The 18161-nt window shown below is 73.9% G+C and carries 11 protein-coding genes, 1 tRNA gene and 1 other RNA gene; 7 read left to right on the top strand and 6 right to left on the bottom strand.

Features of this window, described 5'->3' with window-relative positions:
* Positions 1-75: 75 nt before the first annotated feature.
* Both AC0VX2_RS01135 and poxB read left to right on the top strand, forming a co-directional pair.
* On the top strand, positions 76-972 hold the full coding sequence (locus tag AC0VX2_RS01135; RefSeq protein WP_101965625.1) for an HAD family hydrolase: 897 nt from the start codon (positions 76-78) through the stop codon (positions 970-972).
* Between the two features lie 130 nt (positions 973-1102).
* A complete protein-coding gene (gene poxB, locus AC0VX2_RS01130) occupies positions 1103-2818 on the top strand; it encodes a ubiquinone-dependent pyruvate dehydrogenase (protein ID WP_078025394.1) in 1716 nt (571 codons plus the stop codon).
* An 87-nt stretch (positions 2819-2905) separates the two neighbouring features.
* Here poxB and AC0VX2_RS01125 read toward each other — a convergent pair whose 3' ends face one another.
* Together AC0VX2_RS01125 and AC0VX2_RS01120 are read right to left on the bottom strand one after the other, a co-directional pair.
* Positions 2906-4468: an alanine/glycine:cation symporter family protein gene (locus AC0VX2_RS01125; RefSeq protein ID WP_122054942.1), complete on the bottom strand. Its 1563-nt coding sequence runs from the start codon at positions 4466-4468 to the stop codon at positions 2906-2908.
* 217 nt (positions 4469-4685) lie between these two features.
* Positions 4686-4771, bottom strand: a tRNA-Ser gene (locus AC0VX2_RS01120).
* Between the two features lie 155 nt (positions 4772-4926).
* Here AC0VX2_RS01120 and ffs point away from each other — a divergent pair.
* Together ffs and gluQRS are read left to right on the top strand one after the other, a co-directional pair.
* Positions 4927-5023, top strand: an RNA gene (ffs, locus tag AC0VX2_RS01115) — signal recognition particle sRNA small type.
* Between the two features lie 16 nt (positions 5024-5039).
* Positions 5040-6026, top strand: a complete 987-nt coding sequence (gene gluQRS, locus AC0VX2_RS01110) for a tRNA glutamyl-Q(34) synthetase GluQRS (protein WP_475432603.1) — start codon at positions 5040-5042, stop codon at positions 6024-6026.
* 39 nt (positions 6027-6065) lie between these two features.
* Here gluQRS and AC0VX2_RS01105 read toward each other — a convergent pair whose 3' ends face one another.
* Entirely contained in the window at positions 6066-6731 is a 666-nt protein-coding gene (locus tag AC0VX2_RS01105; RefSeq protein WP_049146682.1) for a malonic semialdehyde reductase, read from the bottom strand.
* A gap of 78 nt (positions 6732-6809) precedes the next feature.
* On the opposite strand from AC0VX2_RS01105, the gene AC0VX2_RS01100 reads away from it, so the two are divergent.
* Both AC0VX2_RS01100 and recR read left to right on the top strand, forming a co-directional pair.
* On the top strand, positions 6810-10295 hold the full coding sequence (locus tag AC0VX2_RS01100) for a DNA polymerase III subunit gamma and tau (protein WP_475432602.1): 3486 nt from the start codon (positions 6810-6812) through the stop codon (positions 10293-10295).
* Positions 10296-10410: 115 nt separating this feature from the next.
* Positions 10411-11010 carry a recombination mediator RecR gene (gene recR, locus AC0VX2_RS01095; RefSeq protein WP_377651778.1) on the top strand — a complete coding sequence of 200 codons (600 nt, stop codon included), beginning with the start codon at positions 10411-10413 and terminating at the stop codon, positions 11008-11010.
* A gap of 43 nt (positions 11011-11053) precedes the next feature.
* On the opposite strand, the gene AC0VX2_RS01090 is transcribed toward recR, so the two are convergent.
* Positions 11054-12310: an ABC transporter permease gene (locus tag AC0VX2_RS01090; protein ID WP_475432601.1), complete on the bottom strand. Its 1257-nt coding sequence runs from the start codon at positions 12308-12310 to the stop codon at positions 11054-11056.
* Positions 12307-13320 carry an ABC transporter ATP-binding protein gene (locus tag AC0VX2_RS01085; protein ID WP_063190140.1) on the bottom strand — a complete coding sequence of 338 codons (1014 nt, stop codon included), beginning with the start codon at positions 13318-13320 and terminating at the stop codon, positions 12307-12309. Before AC0VX2_RS01085 ends, AC0VX2_RS01090 begins: the two co-directional genes overlap by 4 nt.
* Before the next feature lie 240 nt (positions 13321-13560).
* Between AC0VX2_RS01085 and AC0VX2_RS01080 the strand changes: the two genes are divergently transcribed.
* Positions 13561-14847: an aspartate kinase gene (locus AC0VX2_RS01080; RefSeq protein ID WP_078025400.1), complete on the top strand. Its 1287-nt coding sequence runs from the start codon at positions 13561-13563 to the stop codon at positions 14845-14847.
* Positions 14848-14973: 126 nt separating this feature from the next.
* Here AC0VX2_RS01080 and AC0VX2_RS01075 read toward each other — a convergent pair whose 3' ends face one another.
* Entirely contained in the window at positions 14974-17958 is a 2985-nt protein-coding gene (locus AC0VX2_RS01075; RefSeq protein ID WP_475432600.1) for a S8 family serine peptidase, read from the bottom strand.
* Positions 17959-18161 lie beyond the last annotated feature (203 nt).

The raw sequence follows: 18161 nt of genomic DNA, 5'->3' as shown, positions 1-18161 counted from the left end.
GCGGGGCGGGTCTCAGGGTCAGCGTAGCCGCCGGGCCCATCGCGGGCACGGGCCACCGCGGCCTAGGGTGGGGGCATGCGCACTTCCTCCCCGATAGGACTCCTGCTGGACGTGGACGCCCCCGTGGCCTCCACCGAGACCCGGACCGTGCCGGAGGGGATCATCGACGTGCTCGTCCGCCTCGCGAGGCGCGGGGTGCCGGTCGGCTTCAACACGGGCCGCTCCACGGACTTCCTCCTGCACAACCTGATCGCCCCGCTGCGCGACGCGGGCCTCCCGGACGACGCTCCCTTCCACGCGATCTGCGAGAAGGGCGCCGTGTGGTTCCCGTTCTCCGCGGTGCCCTCCGGGGACCTGCCCGACGTCACCGTGGACGGCACCGCCCCGGACTGGCTCCGCACCGACCCGGACATGGCCATCGACGCGGACACCCGTGATGCAATCTGGGCCCTCAACGATGAGCGCGCCGGGGACCTGCAGTTCACGGACCACACCAAGCTGGCCATGGTCTCCCTCGAGAAGACAGTGGGCGCGGACCAGACGGAGTACGAGCGGGTGCGCGACGACGTCGCCGCGCGCGTCGAGGATCTGCTCGCCGAGCGCGGACTCGCCGAGGAGGTGCGCGTGGCCCCCTCGGTGATCTCGGTGGACGTCGAGCACCGCTCCTCCGGCAAGGACCTGGGCGTCGAGCGCTGCTTCGACCTGCTGGCGGAGGCGGGCACCCCGGTGCCCGAACGCTGGCTCACCGCGGGCGACTCGCGCAGCGACTACGCCATGGCCGACCGGCTGCACGAGCGCGGACTCGCCGTGGAGCACATGGACGTGCGGCCCGCCGACGGCGTCCCCGAGAAGCCCTACGGCGTGGTGACGGCGGCGATCCTCGCCGAACGCGGCATCGGCGACGCCGACGACGTCCACGAGCGGGCGGGCGAGTCCCTGCTGCGCTGGGTGGAGCGCGACCTGTTGCGCTGACCAGGCCGGACGCCCCCTCTGCGGGCGGCCGACCCTCCCCGGGCCTGGACCTCGACCCCTAGCGTGGAAGGGAATGCCGCGCCCCTGCCGAACCGGCCCGGGCGCCTCCCGACCAGAGAGAGGTTCCACCGTGGCCACCGTCGCCCAGAACATCGTCGAGACCCTCCACGCCTCGGGCGTGCGCCGCATGTACGGCGTGCCCGGGGACTCCCTCAACGGGCTGACCGAGGCCCTGCGCTCCCACGGCGGCATCCAGTGGGTGCACACCCGGCACGAGGAGACCGCGGCCTTCGCCGCCTCCGCCGAGTCCCAGCTCACGGACGAGCTCGCGGTCTGCGTGGGCTCGTGCGGTCCGGGCAACCTCCACCTGATCAACGGCCTGTTCGACGCGCAGCGCTCGCGCACTCCGGTGCTCGCGATCGCCGCGCACATCCCCTCGGAGGAGATCGGCTCGGGCTACTTCCAGGAGACCCACCCGCAGGACCTGTTCCGCGAGTGCTCCGTCTACGTGGAGCACGTCTCCTCGGCGGACCAGATGCCCCGCATGCTGCGCACCGCGATGCGGGCCGCCGTCGAGCAGCGGGGCGTGGCCGTGCTCGTGATCCCGGGCGACGTGGCCCTCACCGAGCTCTCCGCGAAGCCCGAGGTGATCCGTCACACGCCGTCCCGCGTCATCCCGGCGGACTCCGTGCTGCGCGAGGCCGCCGAGGCCCTGGACTCGTCCAAGCGGATCACCATCCTGGCCGGCGCGGGTGCGGCCGGCGCCCACGACGAGGTCGTGGCCCTGGCGGAGCGCCTGCAGGCCCCGATCGTCCACGCGCTGCGCGGCAAGGACCGGATCGAGTACGACAACCCGTATGACGTCGGCTTGACCGGCCTGCTCGGCTTCGCCTCCGGCTACCACGCGCTCAAGGAGGCCGAGACGCTGCTGATCCTCGGCTCCTCCCTGCCGTACCGGCAGTTCTACCCCGAGGACGCCACGGTCATCCAGGTGGACGTGCGCGGCGAGCAGATCGGCCGACGGGTGGCCGTGGACGTGCCGCTCGTGGGCGGCGTGAAGGAGACGGCCCAGGCCCTGCTGCCGCTGCTGCGCGGGAACTCGTCGTCGGCGTTCCTGGACAAGGCGCTCAAGCACTACGCCAAGACCCGCAAGGACCTCGACCAGCTGGCCTCCCCGGGACGCGGACGCGTGCATCCGCAGTACGTGGCCCGCCTCCTCGACGAGCTGGCCGACGACGACGTGGTGTTCCTGCCCGACGTCGGCTCCCCCGTGATCTGGGCTTCCCGGTACCTGACGATGAACGGGCGCCGCCGGATCATCGGCTCCCTGTCCCACGGCTCCATGGCCAACGCGGTCACCCAGGCGGTCGGCGCCCAGGCGGTCGACCCCACCCGCCAGGTGGTGGCGATGGCCGGCGACGGCGGGCTGGCCATGATGCTCGGCGAGCTGATGTCGTTCGTGCAGAACGGCCTGCCCGTGAAGACGCTCGTGTTCGACAACGACTCGCTGAACTTCGTGGAGCTCGAGATGATGGCCGCCGGGTTCGTCCCCTACGGGACGAGCCTGGAGAACCCGGACTTCGCGGCGATCGCGGAGGCGATCGGCATCAAGGGCTTCCGCGCGGACCACACGACGGACCTGCCCGCGGTGATGCGCGAGTTCCTCGCCCACGACGGGCCGGCGCTGCTGGTGGTCAAGACCGAGCGTCAGGAGCTGACGATCCCGCCGAGCATCGAGTTCGAGCAAGCCAAGGGCTTCGCGCTCTACGCCATGCGCACCGTCCTGGACGGCAAGGGCACCAAGCTGCTCGACCTCGCGAAGGCGAACCTGCGCCAGCTCTTCTGACCTGCCGCGCACGACGACGGCCCGGACGCTGGCGGCGTCCGGGCCGTCGTCGTGGTGGGGCGGGGAGAGCCCAGCCCCGCCGGTAGGTCAGGCGCGGTGGGCGCCGCCCTCGGCGACGATCGGGTGCTCGGCCGTGCCGGCGACGCCCTGGGTGATCAGGCCGTCGGCGCGGTGCTCCCAGAAGTCCGCGTTGCGGATGCCGAGCGGGCGCGGGTCGAACTGCGGGTCGAGACCCTGGCGCTTCTGTGCGCGGTAGTCCTTGAGGGCCTTGAGGGCCGGGCCCTGCAGCACGAGGATGCCGAGGATGTTCAGCCAGGCCATGGAGCCCACGCCGATGTCGCCGAGGCCCCAGGCCGCACCCGTGGTGGCGACGGCGCCGTAGGCCACGGACACGAGGATCAGGGCCTGCAGGAAGCGCAGCACGACGCGGCGGACCATGCCGTTGCGCAGGTTGCGCGTGAGGAACACGAGGTTGACCTCGGCCATGTAGTAGTACGCCACGATCGTGGTGAAGGCGAAGAACGCGAGCGCCACGGCCACGAACGTGGGGCCGAAGCCGGTGAACATGGCGTCGAAGCCGGTCTGGACGAAGGCCGGGCCCTCGGAGGCCGTCGGGGCGACGATGCCCTCGAACAGCAGGCCGGAGCCGGACTCGTCCGAGTACACCCGGTAGGCGCCCGTGGAGATGATGATGAACGCGGTGGCCGAGCAGACGAAGAGCGTGTCGATGTAGACGGCGAATGCCTGCACGAAGCCCTGCTTGGCCGGGTGTGAGACCTCGGCGGCCGCGGCGGCGTGCGGGCCCGTGCCCTGACCGGCCTCGTTGGAGTAGATGCCGCGCTTCACGCCCCACTGGATGGCGAGACCGAGGATCGCGCCGAACACGGCGTGCACGCCGAACGCGCTGGCGAAGATGGAGCCGAAGACCTCGGGGATCTGGTCGAAGTTCAGGAACAGCACGATCAGCGCGAGGATGATGTACAGCGCGGCCATCACGGGCACCACGTAGACGGCGAACGTCGCGATGCGCTTCACGCCGCCCAGGACGATGAAGGCCAGCAGGATGACCATGGCCAGGGCCACGACCCAGGCGGGCACGGCCCACGCCTCGCCCACGGCCGCGGCCACGCCGTTGGCCTGCACGCCCGGCAGGAAGTAGCTGGTGGCGAAGACGGTGACGACGGCGAACAGGATGGCGTACACCTTGAACGCGGGGGCGGCGGCCGTGTGCTTGTAGGCCTTCTCGAAGTAGTACGCCGGGCCGCCGCGGTACTCGCCGGTGTCCGGGTCGCGCTCCTTGTAGATCTGGCCGAGCGTGGACTCGATGAAGGACGTGGCGGCACCGAGCAGGGCCATGACCCACATCCAGAACACGGCGCCGGGGCCGCCGAACGCGATGGCCGTGGCGACGCCGCCGATGTTGCCCATGCCGACGCGGCCGGCGAGCGACATCATGAGGGACTGGAGGGACGAGGTGCCGTCCGCGGAGTCCTGGCCCTCGCGGAGCTGCTTCACCATGTCCGGGATGTTCACGAACTGCAGGAACATGGTCCGGATGGTGAAGTAGAGGCCGACGATCAGGCAGAGCCAGATCAGGGCCGGGGACCAGATGACGTCGTTCACGGCGGTGATGAGATCTGCGAAGGACATGGGGTCTCCAGATCGGGTGGGGATGGCCGGTGCGGTGCGAGCTCCGAGCGGCGGCCGCCGGCGGTCCCGGACGGCTGGGGAGAAGGATACGCGCAAATGTGACCCGCGTCTCGCATCCAGCGCGGCAGATGAGGAGTCCGGGCGCCCCCTCCCCGGTCGACAGCGGTCCCGGACATGCGAAAAGCCCCGGAACCACTGGGGTCCCGGGGCTTGTCCGCGGAGGATGGGGGATTTGAACCCCCGAGGGCTGTTAACCCAACACGCGTTCCAGGCGTGCGCCATAGGCCGCTAGGCGAATCCTCCTTGGTGCGCCCTCATGCGGCGGACCGCGCGAGGGCAGGCTCCATCATAACCAGATCGTCCTGGGCCGCGCCAATCCCCCGCGGGAGGCGAGGGCCCGGTCCGGGTCTCACCGTGGCCCGAATCGCCCCGCCCACCGCCACCCTGGTAGAGTCGTGGGCGGCCCCTCACGTGGTGTCATCTCGCTGAACTCCCCCAGGACCGGAAGGTAGCAAGGGTAGGTGGGCTCTGGCAGGTGCGTGAGGGGTCTTCACTTTCCCCAGGAGATCCCATGCCCGCCGGACGCTACGCCCCCTCCCCCACGGGAGCCCTGCACCTGGGCAACCTGCGCACTGCGCTCGTCGCGTGGCTCGCCGCGCGCGCCACGGACCGCGCCTTCCTGCTGCGGGTCGAGGACCTGGACCGCGTCCGCTCCGGGGCCGAGGCCGGGCAGCGGGCGGACCTGGCCGCCGTCGGGCTGGACTGGGACGCCGAGCCGGTGCGCCAGTCCGAGCGCACCGCCCTGTACGACGCCGCCGTGGCCGCCCTGCGCGCCGCGCACGGCACGGACGCGGTCTACGAGTGCTTCTGCTCCCGCAAGGACATCGCCGAGGCGACGTCGGCCCCGCACCCGAGGCCCGACGACGGTGCCCCCGCCTCCGGCGGCACCGTGCCGCTGCGTCCGCCCGGCTTCTATCCGGGCACCTGCCGCGGCCTGACCGAGGCCGAGCGGGCCGAGCGACGGCGGGTGCGCCCCGCCGCCCTGCGGATCGATGCGGCGAAGGTCGCGGGTCTGCCGGCGGGCGAGATCCCGCGCGCCACCGCCGTGGACGTGCTGCACGGCGAGGTCACGGGCCTGGTCGACGACCTGGTGCTGCGCCGGAACGACGGGGCGTACGCGTACAACCTGGCCGTCGTCGTGGACGACCTGGCGCAGGGCGTGGACCAGGTGGTCCGCGGCGACGACCTGCTCGACTCGGCCCCGCGCCAGCGCTGGCTGGCCGAGGCGCTGTGCGCCGCGCGCGGGGAGCCAACGCCTGCGGTGGAGTACCTGCACGTGCCGCTCGTGCTGAACACGGAGGGGCGGCGGCTGGCCAAGCGGGACGGCGCCGTGACCCTCAAGGACCTCGCCGCGCAGGACCCGGCGTGGACCCCCGAGCGGGTGCGGGACCGGCTGCTGGAGTCCCTCGGCCTGCCCGCGGGACCGCTGGCGGCCGCCGTGCCCGCGTTCGACCCGGCCGCCCTGCCGCGTGTTCCGTGGGTGTTCACCGGGCTCTGAGCGGGCCGGCGCCCTGGTCCGCCGCAGGCCCGGCCCCGGTCAGAGGACCTGGGCGGCCTGGTCGAAGTCGAGGCGGCCCTGGCGGGGCTGCTGCGCCTTCTCGTCGTCTGCGGCGGCGTGGCCCACGTTGATCACCAGGAGGGACTTCCAGGCACGGTCCGCATGGAACTCGGCGTCCACGGCGGCGGCGTCGAACCCGGCCATGGGGCCGACCTCGAGCCCGTGCGCGCGCAGGGCCACGAGCAGGTAGCCCACCTGGATGAGCGCGTTCGTGCGGCCCATCCCCTCGCGCATGCCCGGCTTGCCCTCGGCATCCTCCTCGAAGCCCTCCCGGAACGGGGCGAGGTGGCCCATGTGGCGGTGCCAGTCGAGGTCGTAGGAGGCGATCAGCGTGAGCGGGGCGCGCTCCGTCTTCTCCCGGTTGAACTCGATCATCAGCGGAGCCAGGCGGGCGCGGGCCTCGGGGCTGTCCACGACGTCGAGCCGCAGCGGCTGGTTGTTCATGGCGGTCGGCGCCCAGCGGAGGTCCGCGTAGGCCCGCTCGATCAGCGCGAGGTCGACGGGCTCGTCCGAGAAGAGCTGCGTCGTGTGGCGGTCCGCGAAGAGGCGGTCGATCTCGGCCTGACTCAGCGGTCCCGCGTCCGGGGCCGGCTGCGTGGGGTGGATCGTGTCCTCGGCGTCGGTGTGCATGTGCGTGGTGGTCATGGGCCAGGGAACGGGCCGGTGGGTGGGCGCATTCCCCGGCTCCCTTAGCCCGTCCGCCCGCCGGATAGGCTTTCGAGGGTGAGCACCGCCCTGTACCGCCGCTACCGCCCGGACCGTTTCGAGGACGTGATCGGGCAGGACCATGTCACGGTCCCGCTGCGCACCGCACTGGCGAAGGACCGCGTGAACCACGCCTACCTCTTCTCCGGCCCGCGCGGCTGCGGCAAGACCACGTCCGCCCGCATCCTCGCGCGCTGCCTGAACTGCGCCCAAGGCCCCACGCCCACGCCGTGCGGCGAGTGCGACTCGTGCCGGGACCTGGCCACCGGCGGGCCGGGCTCGCTGGACGTGCTGGAGATCGACGCGGCCTCGCACGGCGGTGTGGAGGACGCCCGCGGCCTGCGCGAGCGGGCCACGTTCGCCCCGGTCCGGGACCGCTACAAGATCCTCATCATCGACGAGGCGCACATGGTCACCGCGGCGGGCTTCAACGCGCTGCTTAAGATCGTGGAGGAGCCGCCGGAGCACCTGAAGTTCATCTTCGCCACCACGGAGCCGGAGAAGGTCATCGGGACCATCCGCTCCCGCACCCACCACTACCCGTTCCGGCTCGTGCCGCCGGAGCCGCTCATCGCCTACCTCGAGCAGCTGTGCGCGGAGGAGGGCGTGTCCGTGGAGAAGGGCGTGCTGCCGCTCGTGGTGCGCGCCGGCACGGGCTCGGTGCGTGACACGCTCTCCGTGCTGGACCAGCTGATCGCGGGTGCCCAGGAGGGCCAGGTCTCCTACGAGCTCGCGGTGAGCCTGCTCGGCTTCACCCCGGAAGCCCTGCTGGACGACGTGATCGACGCCGTCGCCGCGGACGACACCCCCACCGTATTCCGCGTGGTGGACCGCGTGGTGCAGTCCGGCCAGGACCCGCGCCGCTTCGTCGAGGACCTGCTGGACCGCTTCCGCGACCTCGTGATCGCCCGTGCCCTGCCGGAGGAGGCCGGGGCGATCCTGCACGGCATGCCGGAGGACCAGGTGCGGCGTCTGTCGGCGCAGGCCGCGCAGCTCTCCCGCGCGGAGCTCTCCCGCCTCGCGGACGTCACCAACCTCGCGCTGACGGACATGGTGGGGGCCACCAGTCCCCGCCTGCACCTCGAGCTGCTCATGGCGCGCCTGCTGCTGCCTGCCTCGGACGAGACGCACCGCGGCCTGGCCGCCCGCCTCGAGGCCCTCGAACGGCGCCTGGAGCTCGGTGGCGCCGCGCCCGTCGAGGAGGGCGCCCCGGAGGGCACGACGACGCCGGCCCGGTCCGGCACGCCCGCCGCGGACGGCGGCGGATCGGCCGAGAACGCGGAGGGCTCCGGCACTCTGACCGGTGCCGCGCTCGCCCGGGCCGCCATGCGGCGGCCGGAGGAGCCCGCGCCGACCGCGTCCACCGCCCCGCCGGAGCGCTGGACGCCGCCTGCCCCGCAGTCCGCGGCAGAGGCGCCGGAGGGGGACGCCGCCGCCGGGGCCACGGGGTCCGAGCGTCCGCAGCAGGCGCCGCAGCCCGGGCGGCCCGAACCGGCTGAGGTCGGGGCCCGTTCCGGGGACACGCGCCGCCCGGAGGCCGGGAGCCGCGCCGAGCCTGAGGGCCGGCCCGAGCCCGAGGGCCGGTCCCAGGCCCAGGAGCGCACCGGTGCCGCGCCGGCCCCCGCCCACGGGCCGGAGGAGACGGCCGCGCCGTCGAGCCCCACGCCCGCCCCGGCGGCGAGCCAGGTGGAGATGATCCGCCGGGCCTGGCCGGACATCCTCACGGCCCTCGAGGACGCCTCACGCCTGGTGTGGATGCTGGTGAAGGACAACGCGAGCGTCGCGGGCTACGACGGCTCGTTGCTGACGATCGGCTTCCAGCAGGACGGGCCCCGCCAGTCGCTGCTCGGCCGGGGCGGTGACCGCGTGCTCGGCGAGGCCGTCCACCAGGTGCTCGGCATCCGCCCGCGGCTCGATCTGATCCTCGGTGGGGACGCGCCGACCGGGGACGCCCGCGCACAGTCCGGCGCTCGCCCGGCCGGCCCGGCGCGGACGGATCGGCCTGAGCGTCCGGCCCCGCAGCAGGGCCGGCCCGACCGACCGACGGCGCAGCCGAACCGGCCCGCTCCGGCACCGGGGCAGGCCCCACGCGAGCCGGAGTCCTCCCGCCCCACCCCGCCGCGCTCCGCCGCACCCTCCACCGCGGAGGACGATCCGGCGCCGCCGGCCGCTCCGCCCCGGGCCACGCAGCAGCGTCAGACGCCGGAGCCGTCCCCCGCCTGGACGCCCGCGGCTCCCGCCACCTCCTGGGGGCCGGCGCCGACGTCGTCGACGACGCCCGCCCCCGCCCCGCCGGCGGACGGCTGGGGCGGCCCGGACGAGGAGCCGCCCGCCTGGGACGACGCTCCCCCGCCCGAGGAGGACCCGTGGGACTCGCTGCCCGCGTTCGACCCGGACGCGGAGCAGGACGACTCGGACGGCCCCGAGGGCTGGACCCCGCCGGCCCGCGACGCCGAGGAGCGGCCGGTCGGCGCCGCCGGCTGGGACGGCCCCGTGCCGTCGGTCGAGGACTGGGGGGCGCCGCCGCAGCCCGCACCGGCCCCCGGCGGCGCCGCGCCGGAGGCCGGCCAGGGCCCCCCGGCCCGGCCTGACGCCCCGACCCCCGGCGAGAGCGAGCCGAGCGCCGAGGAGGTCCGTCGGGCCTACGACCCGGGGCCGCTGGTCCGCGAGGAGGAGCACTCGATCCCCGTGTTCGCCCGTCCGGAGGCGGAGCTGCGCGCGGAGTTCGCGAAGCGCTTCGGCGCGACCCGTCCCGCCGGCTTCGACGACGGCGCGGGCGCGGCCGCGGACGGTGACTCCGCCCGGCCTGCCACGCCGTCGCCCGCCCCGGACGACGACGCAGCGGCCACGGAGCGACGCGATCTCCACCCGGCCGCCTCGGGCGCCGGCCCGTCCTCGGACGAGGAGCGGCGCCCCACGGGCGCGCCCACGGCCGACGCGACCCCTGACCCGGGCGTGCCCGCCGACGACGCGGACGCCGCGCCGCGCGCGGCGGCCGGCCCGACCGGTTCGGACTTCCCGGGTTCGGGCCATCCGGCGAGCATGTACCCGCGGCTCATGGAGCGGCTGCGGGCCGGTGGGCCCCTCGAGCCTCCGGTAAACGCGGGCTCGAGCGGCGGCGGCGGGACGGGCGGCGGCCCCGGCGCTCCCGGTGGCCCCGACCCGGACGCCTCGCCGGGCTCCCCCGCCGGGGGCCGGCCGAGCGCGGCCTCGCTCGGGGCGCGCCCCGCCGACGTCGAGCCCGCCGGGGGAGCCTCGGCGCTGCCGTCGTTGGACGCGCGGGCCGCGGCCATCCGCGCCGCCCGCGAGGCCGCCCAGGGCCGCGGCCCGACCCGGCCCGCCGACACCGGCCCCGCCGCCCCGGCGACGTCCGGGGTGGGGTGGGAGGACGAGGTCGCCAGCGACGACGACGTCCCGCTCGAGGACTCGGGCCTCGTGGGCCGGGCCGTCGTCGAACGGGTGCTCGGCGGCCGCCTGCTCGAGGAACGCCCCAACGACGCCTGAGGCGAACGCGCCCGTACGCCGTCCGGGGCCGCGGGCATGATGGACGCGGCGCCGGACCACGGCGCCGCGTCGGGGCGCACGCCCCACGAGACGCACCATCGGACGAGGGAGACGGATGTACCAGGGCGCGGTGCAGGACCTGATCGACGAGCTCGGCCGCCTGCCGGGCATCGGGCCGAAGTCCGCCCAGCGCATCGCCTTCCACATGCTGGAGGCGGACCGGGAGGACATGCTGCGGCTCGCGGACGCCATCCGCACGGTCAAGGACAGGGTGCGGCTGTGCTCGGTCTGCTTCAACGTCTCCGAGGACGAGGTGTGCTCGCTCTGCCGGGATGGACGCCGGGACCGCTCCCAGATCTGCGTCGTCGAGGAGTCGCAGGACGTCATGGCCATGGAGCGCACCCGCGCCTTCCAGGGCCGCTACCACGTGCTCGGCGGGGCCATCAACCCGATCGCCGGCATCGGCCCCGAGCAGCTGCACGTCCGCGAGCTGCTCACCCGGCTGCAGGACGAGGCCGTGCAGGAGGTCATCCTCGCCACGGATCCCAACCTCGAGGGCGAGGCCACGGCCACCTACCTCGGCCGGCTCCTCGGCGCCACGGGCATCCGCGTCACGCGTCTGGCCTCCGGTCTGCCCGTCGGCGGGGATCTCGAGTACGCGGACGAGGTCACCCTCGGCCGCGCCTTCGAGGGCCGCCGCCTGATCAGCGGCTGACACGGGCCGGCGTCGAGCAGGCCCCGCCCGACGCCGGCCCGGCTCAGGCCACGCGCGTGCCGGCGGGCAGCCGCCCGGCCGGGGTGTCCAGGCGACGGTGGCCCCACCAGCCCAGCCCGGCCACCAGCACACCCTGCATCGCCAGGCCGAGCGGCCACACCGGCCAGGTGCCCTGCCGGTCCGGCACGCCGCTCTGGTCGAGACCGCGCAGCTCGCCGTCGAGGCACTCGACGTCCCGGACGGGGTCACGCTGGGTCCAGCGCAGGCCCACGGACAGCAGGTTGAGCGGCCCGGGCTCCGCCCAGGTCCCGTCCTCGACGAGCCCGCCCTCCCAGGGGGACGCATCCGCGAGGACGGCGTAGGGGTTCGCCGCGAGCAGCCATCCGCTGCGCCGCGGGTCGGGGATCGTCCGGGTGGTCACCGGGCCGACGCACCGGTCGGCGATCCCGTCGTACAGCTCCGGGTGCGCCGCCTCCCACTCGGCCCAGGCCTGCTCCGCCTCCTCCGGGGTCATCTTCTCGAGCTCCGCCTCGGTGAACGGCTCCGCCGTCATGGAGCCGTACTCGGCGTCGTTGGCCCGCACCTCGGTCTGCAGGAACTGCAGGGACAGCCCGAAGGCCACCAGGGTGCCGATCGTCAGCGCCGCCACGATCAGGTACGTCACCACGACGGCGAACAGCGTGCGCCCGGCGATCGCCGAGACGGCCACGCCGATCCCCGCGATCATGCCGAACTCCACGAGGATCATCACGAGCCCCACCAGCACGGCCCACGGGGACACGCGGCCCACCACGGCCGCGACCGCGAGCCACGGCAGCGCGGCCGCGAGGAACGCGGCGGAGGCGATCCACGCGGCCAGCCACTTGCCCGCCATCAGGTGCCCGGTCCGCAGCAGGGTGACCTGGGTGATGGCCAGGGTGCCGCCGGCACGGTCGCCCGAGATCGCGTTGGCCGCCAGGGCGGGCGAGACCAGCAGCGAGAGGGTGAGGACGAAGAGCAGGACGCCGTCGAAGAGCGTCCGCCCCAGGGCGCGCATCTGCTGCTCCGCCAGCTCCGGCTCCAGGCCGGACGCCTCCATCTCCGCCACGCCCAGGCCGCGCAGCCCGAGGGCGCCGAGGGTCACCGCCCCCACCACCACGAAGAAGACGCCCAACAGCACGTACCAGCCGCGCGAGCGCAGCCGCTGACGCAGTTCCATGCCCACCACGGTGGCCACGGCCTGGGCCGCGCCGAGGCGTCCCCCCGGCTGCGGCTGCGGCGGGCGGCGGTCGTGGATCGAGGTCGCGACGGCGGTGCTCACGGCCGGTCTCCTTCGGTGCGGGGGCCCTCCAGATGGAGGCCCAGGTAGGCGTTCTCGAGGCGGGAGCCCTCCGGGGCGAAGTGGCTGACGAGCACACCCTCGCGCACGAGGTCCGCGAGCAGCGCGGCCGCGGCGGCCTCACCCCGCAGCTGCACCACGACGCCGTCCCGGCGCTGGCCCGCGCCGGCGCCGGTGGCCGCGGTGACGGCGAGGCCGCGGGTCTCGAGGGCGCGGACGAGGGTGTCCCGGGCCGTCGGGTCGGGTCCGGCGATCCGGTAGGGGCGGGCGAGGTCGTCGGTGGCGCGGAACTCCTGGGTGGCCACCGTGGCGCCCTCATGGAGGAACACGGCGCGGTCGGACATCTCCTCGAGCTCGGCGAGCACGTGGGAGGAGACGAGCACGGCGGTGCCGGCTGCGGCCATGGCGCGCAGGTCGTCCCGCAGCCGGATGCGGGCGGCCGGGTCGAGGCCGTTGGCGGGTTCGTCCAGGAGCAGGACGGAGGGCCGGTGCACGGTGGCCCGAGCCAGGGACAGGCGCTGCTGCTGGCCGCGGGAGAGCACGCGGGCGGGCCGGTGGGCGAACTCCGTGAGCTCGACCCACGCGAGCTGCTCGTCCGCGCGCGCTGACGCCTCCGCCTTCCCCATGCCGTAGAGCCGGCCCAGGCTGGCGAGGATGTCGTGGCAGGTCAGCTCCTCCCACACGCCCAGGGTGTCGGGCATCCAGCCGAGCCGCCGCCGGGCCTCGACGGGCTCGCGCACCGCGTCCACCCCGGCCACGGACACGGCGCCGGCGTCCGGGCGCAGCAGGGTGGCCAAGATGAGCAGGAGCGTGGTCTTGCCCGAGCCGTTCGGGCCGACGAGGGCCGTCACGGAGCCGGCGGGCACGGTGAGGGAGACGTCCCGCACCGCATGGACGGCGCCGAACGAGCGGGCGAGGCCGTGGGCCACGATCCCGTCGTGGGCGGCCGCCCCCAGGACGGGTGCGGCGGGCGGGGGTGCTGGAGCGGTCATGGCCCCATCCTTGCCGGGCCGTGCACGGACGCGGATCCACCCGGGGGATGATCCCGGCGCCGATCCGAGCCCGACCGGGGTCGCAGGCGGGGTCGCAGGCGGGGCCGCGGGCGCCGTCGTCCCGGCCTGCGGCGGGCGCCGGGTCCAGCATCCGGAACAGGGGTTCACCTGGCGGACCCGCGCGGGTGCGCGCCCCTAGACTTGGCCCGAACCGACCCTCGACCCTGTCCGGAGCGACCCATGAGTCTCATCGTCCAGAAGTTCGGCGGCTCCTCCGTGGCCGACGCCGCCGGCATCCAGCGCGTGGCCCGCCGCATCGCGGACACGGTACGGGCCGGGAACCGCGTGTGCGTCGTGGTCTCGGCCATGGGCGACACCACGGACGAGCTGCTCGACCTCGCCGCCGAGCTCACGCAGGACGCGCCCGCGCGCGAGATGGACATCCTGCTCTCGGCCGGCGAGCGCATCTCCATGTCCCTGCTGGCGATGGCGATCCACGCCGAGGGCGTCGAGGCCCGCTCCTACACCGGCTCCCAGGCCGGCATGCTGACGGACACCTCGTACGGCCGGGCCCGGATCGTCAAGGTCAACCCCCACCGCGTGCAGGAGGCCCTCGACGCCGGCCGCGTGGCCATCGTGGCCGGGTTCCAGGGCATGAGCCCCGAGTCCAAGGACATCACCACCATGGGCCGCGGCGGCTCGGACACCACCGCCGTCGCCCTCGCCGCCGCGCTCGGCGCGGACGTGTGCGAGATCTACACGGACGTGGACGGCGTCTACTCGGCGGACCCGCGCGTCGTACCGACCGCCCGCAAGCTCACCGAGCTCTCCTCCGAGGAGACCCTCGAGATGGCGGCCTCCGGATCCAAGGTGCTGCACCTGCGCTCCGTGGAGTACGCGCGCCGCTTCGGCGTGCCGCTGCACGTGCGCTCCTCCTTCTCCGACCATGAGGGCACCTGGATCATGCCCGACCCGAACGACACCATCACCCTTCAGGAAGGCGCTCCCATGGAACAGCCCATCGTCTCCGGCGTCGCCCACGACCGCTCCGAGGGCAAGGTCACGATCGTCGGCGTCCCCGACGTGCCCGGCAAGGCCGCCGAGATCTTCCGCGTGATCGCCGTGTCCAACGTGAACATCGACATGATCGTGCAGAACATCTCCCGCGAGGGCTCGGGTCGCACGGACATCTCCTTCACCCTGCCGATCGTGGAGGGCAAGGACGCCATGGCCGCCCTGCGCGCCGCCCAGGACCGGATCGGCTTCCAGGACATCGTCTCGGACCCGGAGATCGGCAAGCTCTCGCTGATCGGCGCGGGCATGCGCTCCAACCCGGGCGTCTCCGCCACCTTCTTCAAGGCCCTCGCCGACGCCGGCGTGAACGTGGACCTCATCTCCACCTCGGAGATCCGCATCTCCGTGGTCACCGCCGAGAGCAAGCTCGACGACGCCGTCCGCGCCGTGCACGCCGCCTTCGGCCTCGACGCCGAGGAGGAGGCCACGGTCTACGGCGGCACCGGCCGCTGACGCCGCACCCGCCGCTGCCCCACCCACCAACGACGCCGGCCCCGCACCTTCAGCGTGAAGGTGCGGGGCCGGCGTCGTGCGGGCGGTTCCTCCCGTTCCGTCAGCGAGGACGGAGGGGGTCGGCGGTCACGGGACCTGGACGGTCACGTTGGTCGTGATGCCCGCGTCCCAGGTGACGAGGCCCTTCCAGGTGCCCGAGGTCAGGCCGGACCAGGAGAGGGTCGCCTCGGTGGCCTTGCCCGAGGTCACGGGCACCGGGTTCGGGGAGACCGTGAGGTTGCCCGCGTCCTCGCGCAGCTTGAGCGTCTCGAGGGTGCCGGTGTCCTTGCCGCCGTTGGCCGCGTACAGGTGGCCGACCACGGTGTAGGCGCCCGGGGCGGGGTCGGCGATCGTCAGCGTCTCGGACTCGTCCGCGGTCGCCCGGGAGAGCTGCTTGCCCTCGGGGGTGATCACGTACAGGTCCCAGTCGGCGCCGGCGGCGCCCGCGTTGATCGAGGCCACCAGGGACTGGGTGCCCTCCTCCACGGTCACCGTGGACACGGCCAGTGCGCTGGACTCGAGCGAGTTGCTCGCGGTGGCGGCGGCCACGGTGGAGTCCACCTTGCCCAGGCCCAGGACCTGCGGGGTCAGCTCACCGGTCACGCCGGGGGTGATCTCCACGTCGGCGGAGCCGGTGGCGCCGGAGCCCTCGACGGCGGAGGTGACGGTCGCGGACTTCGCCTTCACGGTGACCGGGGAGGTCACCTCCGGGACGGCCTTGCCCTTGGCGGTGGTCCAGGACATGGAGCCGTGGGTCCAGGTGTTCACGGCGGCGTCGGTGCGGGTGACGGTCAGCTCGACGTCGGCGGACTGGCCGGCCTTCAGGTCCAGCACGGCCGGGGAGGCGGTCACCTCGAAGCCGGGCACGTTCGCAGAGAACCGCCAGCGGCCGTTCTCCAGGGCGGTCACGGTGCGGGTCACGGTGGCCGAGCCGACGACGTCGGGGATCGCCAGGGACGGGACGTTCACGTCACGGCCGGCGATGTCGCCGCGCAGCAGCGCGTCCCACTGCTCCTTGCCGGAGTCGTAGACCAGGCCCGGACGGGCGGCGGCGGCCGGATCGGCGGAGCCGGCACCCGTGGCGAAGTTGTCCGTGTTCACGGTGCCGTCGGCGTTGTACACGTCGCCGGCGGTGGTCATGAGGGCGGACTTCACGGCCATCGGGGACCAGGCCGGGTACTTGCCGATCAGCAGCGTGGCCATGCCGGCCAGGTTCGGCGAGGCCATGGACGTGCCGGACATCAGGCCGAACGTGTTGCCGTGGTAGTCGGGGTCCAGCGGGGAGACGCCGGCGATCACGTTCACACCGGGGGCGGCGAGGTCGGGCTTCAGGAGCTCCTGGTTCACGGCGTTGGCCGGCCCGCGGGAGGAGAAGCCGGCGATCTGGGGCAGCGGGTCCTCCGGCAGGCCGGTGGTGTCGCCCGGGACGATCGTGGCGGTGAGGTCGGAGGACTTCACCTTCTCGATCACGCCGTTGTCGTTCATGTGCACGGTCGGCACCGCGTGGATGTCCGCGTCCAGCGAGCCGGACGGGGTGTTCACGAGGATCATGCCGACGCCGCCGGCCTCCTCCACCACCTGCGACTTCTCGGTGCGGGCGTTCCCGCCGCGCTCGCAGAGCACGATCTTGCCGGCGGCCTCCTCGGTGAGCCCGCCGGGCAGGCAGAGACGCGCGGCCTCGGCGTCGCCGGCGGCGACCTCGGACGCATGGATGACCTCGGCCGAGCCCACGCCGGTGCGGGCCGAGGAGGCACCGCGGAGCTGCGTGCCGTCGGAGAACTGCACGGTGGCGGTGAGCTCGTTGGAGAACGTCTCCGCGGCCACGGTGGTCAGCCACGGGGAGCCGTGGTTCACGGTGTTCGGGCCGGGGCCGGAGTTGCCGCCGGAGGCGGCCACGAAGATGCCGGCCTCGGCGGCGGACTTGAAGGCCATGGCCACCGGGTCCACGATCGAGGTGTTGGAGCCGGAGATCGAGTAGTTCAGCACGTCCACGTTGTTCTCGATGGCCTGCTCGACGGCGGCCACGGAGGCGGAGGTGTAGCAGCCGCCGGTGTCCGGGTCGGTGTCCTCCCAGCAGATCTTGTAGGAGATCAGGTTCGCGGCGGGGGCCACGCCCGCGCCCTCGCCGAAGGAGTCGCCGTCGATGGTCTGCTCCACCCCGGTGTTGCCGAGGATGGTGGTGGCCACGTGGGTGCCGTGGGAGAACACGCCGAGCGGGGAGATGCGCTCCTCCGGGGCCCGCTCGTCCACCGGGACGAAGCGCTCGAAGTCGTCGGAGAAGGCGTAGGCGCCGATCAGCTTGGAGTCGCACGACGAGGCCGGGAAGTCCGGGCCGGTCTCGCACTCGGCCGTGGCGGTGGTGCCGTCCGCCTTGAGCACGGCGATCTGGCCGTCCGCGGTGCGGTACGGCACGCCGACCTTGGCCTTGCCCTTGAGCGGCTGGACGGGCTGGCCGTCGATGAACGGGTTGTCCGGGTGGATGCCGGAGTCGATGACGCCGACCACCACGCCCTTGCCCGCGTTCTCGGCCTTGCCGTACACGGACTTCCAGGTGCCCTTCTTGCCGGGCAGGCCGAGGAACTCGGTGGAGCTGTAGTCCGGGGCCACCTGCTCGTCCGGTGCGACGCCGAGCACGGCCGGGTCCTTCGCGATCGCCTGGGCCTCCTCGGCGGTCAGCTCGGCGACGAACGCGTTCACGGCCCGCTGGAAGGAGATCTCGGCCTTGGCGCCGTGGGCCTTCGCGACCTTCGCCTGCTGGCGCTGGAGCTTGGCCTCGTAGTTCTTCACGCGCGGGTGCGAGGGGTCGAACTTCGCCTTCGGGGCCGCGCCCGGAACGGCGCCGGCCTCGGGGGCGGTCACCGACGGCTGGTCCTTCAGGACCACGAAGTAGCGGCCGTCCTCGAACTGCTGCTGGACCTGCACCTCGCCCTGCGGGCTGGAGACGGTGCTGCCGTCGGGCAGTTCGACGGCGGTGGCCGACACCGCGAGCGCGGGAGCGGCCACGAGGCTCGCGCCGGCGACGGCCGCGGCCAGGGCCCGGCGGCGCCGGGCAGGGGTGGGGTTCTGAGGCATTGCCTCCGCCTTTCTCATCAAGGTCCGCCCAGCTCTCGCCCGTGGCACGCCGGCGGGGATGGCGCCGGGGGACGGGGAGATCGACACCCATGTGATGAGCGCCACAGCGAGACACATGCAATCTACCGTCCGGTAGGGCGTTTGACCAGATCTTTGTCAGGCAACGTCCAGGACCGTCGAATAGGGGCCGCCGGGGCGCGCTC

Source organism: Micrococcus sp. iso_239 (assembly GCF_056173395.1).
This window is presented reverse-complemented; position numbering and strand designations above follow the sequence as displayed.